This is a genomic window from Bacillus thermotolerans (assembly GCF_000812025.2).
In the GTDB taxonomy this organism is placed as follows: domain Bacteria; phylum Bacillota; class Bacilli; order Bacillales; family Domibacillaceae; genus Quasibacillus; species Quasibacillus thermotolerans.
Window position 1 is genome coordinate 1 of the sequence record NZ_JWJE02000092.1, and the last position, 4,027, is coordinate 4,027.

The following is a 4,027-nucleotide window of genomic DNA, read 5'->3' on the forward strand; positions in this document are numbered from 1 at the left end:
CAAACTCTCCAAAAAGATGTTTGATTGCTCATAAAATAAATAAATCAAGAATTAACTGGCATGTATTTTGTTCAGTTTTCAAAGATCAATTCACATCGTTTTATTAACGACAGTAATATTATATTAACATAGTTTTAATTAGACGTCAACTGATTTTTTAATATCACTTGCCGTTCAATCCCGCCTTTATTAGCGGCGAAATCTAATATAACATTTTAATAGATAAAAAGTCAACAAGACATCAAAAAAAATTTTTCTGCCAAATCTTTCATGAAGATCACATGGATTGTCTCTTCTTACCTGTCATACATGAGACATGCATTCAATGCCTTTACCCCTAAAAGAAACGACTATCTCTTAACGAAGTCACAATCGTTTCTTGTCCATATATTATGAGACCCCTTTGTAAAAAGGCTTCATCCTCATGCCGGTACTATATACCCAACTGCTTCGATGACTACTTCTGATCATCTAACTATTTTCAGTATATATGCAAACGCTTTCATTTTTCAAGCATTTTCGCCAGACAAAATTCGACAAATGTGCTAAAACTTCTATAGTAATTAACATGCTTAATAGAAAACTCCTCTTAACAAACCGATAACACAAGGTCCTCGAACCATATATTTATTCCTTTTTTTAATTTTATTTATGAAGCCTACAGAAACAAAAAAGTAAGCCGGCCTTTAACCGACCTGCATTTTTATCAAAACCTTCGTTAGTTGAACAGGAGATTATTAAGTTTTACTTAAATTCCACTTTCTTCATTTAAATATTTGAATTCTACTCTATCTCCTTTTGATTTGTTGTTTAGACTCGCATTAGATGTTAGATATAAGTCGGAATGAGGTGAATTCTTCTCTTTCAGCAAGTTATTAATTCTTCTTTTGAAACAACACGCCATTCATTTGCTACGAGCTTGTCTATGTAATCATTCACACTAATTTCTTCTATTTCCACCGCAAGCGGATGCAGCGATACATAGCATTCATTCCTTTTGTTCTTTTGAAGATGTTAGAAAGATGATCATATTGATTTTCATTACATTGTCTCCCTTTAAGCGCAACTTATTAATTATAGTATAATATTTTTATATTCCCAGTTATTATTTAACTTTCTGTTAGCACAGTGAAATGAAAAAAGAAACCTCCGAGGGCTTCAGTAGATCGCTTCTATAGTTGTTAAGTAAAATAATACGGTATAACCTAACAGCCCTAAACCAATAACTGGAACAAGAAAAACACAGCAACGAAGCCTTTCCTTCATATTTCTTTCTAATATTATTATTAATAATAAACCAAAAACCATTTCTGCAATAGGCACAGGTATCATGTGTTTATAACTGTCTAAATGTATAAACAGATGTAGTCCATCTGTTATAAAAACACCTGATAGTAAAGCACTGCCTAATTCATAAAACTTTTCATCTTTATGATGCCATAAGTATCCTGCTATTCCAAAGATCATCCTGCCAGCTATAGCACAACCAAGCCAATTTACTATAAAATAAGTAAACGAAAAGTGATATTGGTTTATCAGTGAATGAAAATAATAATACCCGATTACCTCCCCTATTAAGCATAACGAACAAGATATGATGGAATACCTTTTTCTTTTACCAATTAAATGAGATTTATAAAAGAGAATGATAAGAAAAGTTCTCAATTACTTAGAAGCCGTATAAGATAGGTATCCTTGGCAAAATAAATGGCATTGGCTGCACATGAAAAAACTTCGATAAAACCCAATTACTATATAGGTCCTCATCAATACCTGTCGAAAAAATGCTTAGATCCCCGACCTGCAGCTTAACTCTAACATACACAAAAAAGGCTGGTATACGTAGGACATCTTAGATTATTTCTAATCTAAAGTCCCTAATATACCAGCCCTTTTACTTGTTACGCGCCTTAGAGGATTTGAACCTCTGACCTACAGCTTAGGAGGCTGTTGCTCTATCCAGCTGAGCTAAAGGCGCACCTCATTTACACACCCCAGCTTTCTGCTTTTTCCCAAAAAGAAGGATGGTGTTAATAAATAGCTATTCAAAACAAATGATAATATGTATATGGCGGAGAAGGAGGGATTTGAACCCTCGCGCCGGAAAAACCGACCTACACCCTTAGCAGGGGCGCCTCTTCAGCCACTTGAGTACTTCTCCAGGAAATAGCAAAACTCCGCAGGCAAGATTCGAACTTGCGACCGATCGGTTAACAGCCGATTGCTCTACCACTGAGCTACTGCGGAATAAAATGGGCCTGAATGGACTTGAACCATCGACCTCACGCTTATCAGGCGTGCGCTCTAACCAGCTGAGCTACAGGCCCATTATTAAAATGGAGCGGGTGATGGGAATCGAACCCACGACATCAGCTTGGAAGGCTGAGGTTTTACCATTAAACTACACCCGCTAATTATAAAGTTATAAAAAATGGCTGGGCTAGCAGGATTCGAACCTGCGCATGACGGAGTCAAAGTCCGGTGCCTTACCGCTTGGCTATAGCCCAATGTATGTATGGGGCGATTGATGGGAATCGAACCCACGAATGTCGGAGCCACAATCCGATGCGTTAACCACTTCGCCACAACCGCCATAAAAACATGGTGGAGGGGGACGGATTCGAACCGCCGAACCCTGAGGGAGCGGATTTACAGTCCGCCGCGTTTAGCCACTTCGCTACCCCTCCATGTATACAAGTCTACAAATTAAATAAAGAATGGTGGCTCAGGACGGAATCGAACCGCCGACACATGGATTTTCAGTCCATTGCTCTACCGACTGAGCTACTGAGCCTAACCTATGTATAAATGGCGGTCCGGACGGGACTCGAACCCGCGACCTCCTGCGTGACAGGCAGGCATTCTAACCAACTGAACTACCGGACCATAATTGCGGGGGCAGGATTTGAACCTGCGACCTTCGGGTTATGAGCCCGACGAGCTACCGGGCTGCTCCACCCCGCGACGATAAAAATATAAATGGCGGAGGAAGAGGGATTCGAACCCCCGCGCGGTGTAACCCGCCTGTCGGTTTTCAAGACCGATCCCTTCAGCCAGACTTGGGTATTCCTCCATTTGGTAATATAGCGGCGGAGGGGATCGAACCCCCGACCTCACGGGTATGAACCGTACGCTCTAGCCAGCTGAGCTACGCCGCCACTATGAAAATAAAAATGGAGCCTAGCGGGATCGAACCGCTGACCTCCTGCGTGCAAAGCAGGCGCTCTCCCAGCTGAGCTAAGGCCCCATGTTAAATAAAAAGATAATGTTACTGTTACGCGCCCGAGAGGAGTCGAACCCCTAACCTTTTGATCCGTAGTCAAACGCTCTATCCAATTGAGCTACGGGCGCAATCCGTAAGCACTGGAGCGGAAGACGGGATTCGAACCCGCGACCCCCACCTTGGCAAGGTGGTGTTCTACCACTGAACTACTTCCGCAATGAATGCGGGTGAAGGGAGTCGAACCCCCACGCCTTGCGGCGCCAGATCCTAAGTCTGGTGCGTCTGCCAATTCCGCCACACCCGCGTAAAATATATAAAATGGTGAGCCATGAAGGACTCGAACCTTCGACCCTCTGATTAAAAGTCAGATGCTCTACCAACTGAGCTAATGGCTCACATAAAAACAAAAATGGTGGAGGATGACGGGCTCGAACCGCCGACCCTCTGCTTGTAAGGCAGATGCTCTCCCAGCTGAGCTAATCCTCCACATGGTGACCCCTACGGGATTCGAACCCGTGTTACCGCCGTGAAAGGGCGGTGTCTTAACCGCTTGACCAAGGGGCCATCCTTATGTACACAAAATAAAAACCCCACATGGGGGGTGCCTGGCAGCGTCCTACTCTCACAGGGGGAAGCCCCCAACTACCATCGGCGCTGAAGAGCTTAACTGCCGTGTTCGGGATGGGAACGGGTGTGGCCTCTTCGCTATAGCCGCCAGACTGTATAAGGTTGAAAGAACGTTGTTCTTTCAAAACTGGATAATATGCTTGGGAAGTAACCGGCAATACCTTGCCATTTTGTTGT

General features: G+C 42.8%; 1 protein-coding gene, 20 tRNA genes and 1 rRNA gene. All 22 read right to left on the reverse strand.

The genetic code is table 11. From position 1 onward, the window contains the following. Positions 1-1,158: 1,158 nt before the first annotated feature. Positions 1,159-1,665 (reverse strand): DUF6518 family protein, encoded by a 507-nt coding sequence (locus QY97_RS20930; RefSeq protein WP_232506387.1) that lies wholly within the window; start codon positions 1,663-1,665, stop codon positions 1,159-1,161. A gap of 239 nt (positions 1,666-1,904) precedes the next feature. Continuing rightward, positions 1,905-1,978: transfer RNA gene (locus QY97_RS18585), tRNA-Arg, on the reverse strand. A 91-nt stretch (positions 1,979-2,069) separates the two neighbouring features. After that, positions 2,070-2,161, reverse strand: a tRNA-Ser gene (locus QY97_RS18590). Between the two features lie 14 nt (positions 2,162-2,175). Then, positions 2,176-2,247 (reverse strand) — tRNA-Asn (locus QY97_RS18595). 6 nt (positions 2,248-2,253) lie between these two features. Further along, positions 2,254-2,327: transfer RNA gene (locus tag QY97_RS18600), tRNA-Ile, on the reverse strand. Positions 2,328-2,337: 10 nt separating this feature from the next. Next, positions 2,338-2,411: transfer RNA gene (locus tag QY97_RS18605), tRNA-Gly, on the reverse strand. Positions 2,412-2,432: 21 nt separating this feature from the next. Next, positions 2,433-2,507, reverse strand: a tRNA-Gln gene (locus tag QY97_RS18610). 9 nt (positions 2,508-2,516) lie between these two features. Next, positions 2,517-2,592 (reverse strand) — tRNA-His (locus QY97_RS18615). A gap of 10 nt (positions 2,593-2,602) precedes the next feature. Further along, a tRNA-Tyr gene (locus QY97_RS18620) sits at positions 2,603-2,687 on the reverse strand. Between the two features lie 31 nt (positions 2,688-2,718). After that, positions 2,719-2,794, reverse strand: a tRNA-Phe gene (locus tag QY97_RS18625). 15 nt (positions 2,795-2,809) lie between these two features. Further along, a tRNA-Asp gene (locus tag QY97_RS18630) sits at positions 2,810-2,886 on the reverse strand. Positions 2,887-2,890: 4 nt separating this feature from the next. Then, positions 2,891-2,964, reverse strand: a tRNA-Met gene (locus QY97_RS18635). A gap of 16 nt (positions 2,965-2,980) precedes the next feature. Then, positions 2,981-3,073, reverse strand: a tRNA-Ser gene (locus tag QY97_RS18640). Between the two features lie 11 nt (positions 3,074-3,084). Beyond that, positions 3,085-3,158: transfer RNA gene (locus QY97_RS18645), tRNA-Met, on the reverse strand. 16 nt (positions 3,159-3,174) lie between these two features. Next, positions 3,175-3,247 (reverse strand) — tRNA-Ala (locus QY97_RS18650). 30 nt (positions 3,248-3,277) lie between these two features. Continuing rightward, positions 3,278-3,351, reverse strand: a tRNA-Arg gene (locus QY97_RS18655). 13 nt (positions 3,352-3,364) lie between these two features. Beyond that, positions 3,365-3,439 (reverse strand) — tRNA-Gly (locus QY97_RS18660). A gap of 6 nt (positions 3,440-3,445) precedes the next feature. Continuing rightward, positions 3,446-3,527 (reverse strand) — tRNA-Leu (locus QY97_RS18665). A gap of 15 nt (positions 3,528-3,542) precedes the next feature. Beyond that, positions 3,543-3,618 (reverse strand) — tRNA-Lys (locus QY97_RS18670). A 15-nt stretch (positions 3,619-3,633) separates the two neighbouring features. Beyond that, positions 3,634-3,709: transfer RNA gene (locus tag QY97_RS18675), tRNA-Val, on the reverse strand. A gap of 3 nt (positions 3,710-3,712) precedes the next feature. Beyond that, positions 3,713-3,787 (reverse strand) — tRNA-Glu (locus QY97_RS18680). Between the two features lie 39 nt (positions 3,788-3,826). After that, positions 3,827-3,942: ribosomal RNA gene (gene rrf / locus QY97_RS18685) — 5S ribosomal RNA — on the reverse strand. Between the last annotated feature and the right edge of the window lie 85 nt (positions 3,943-4,027).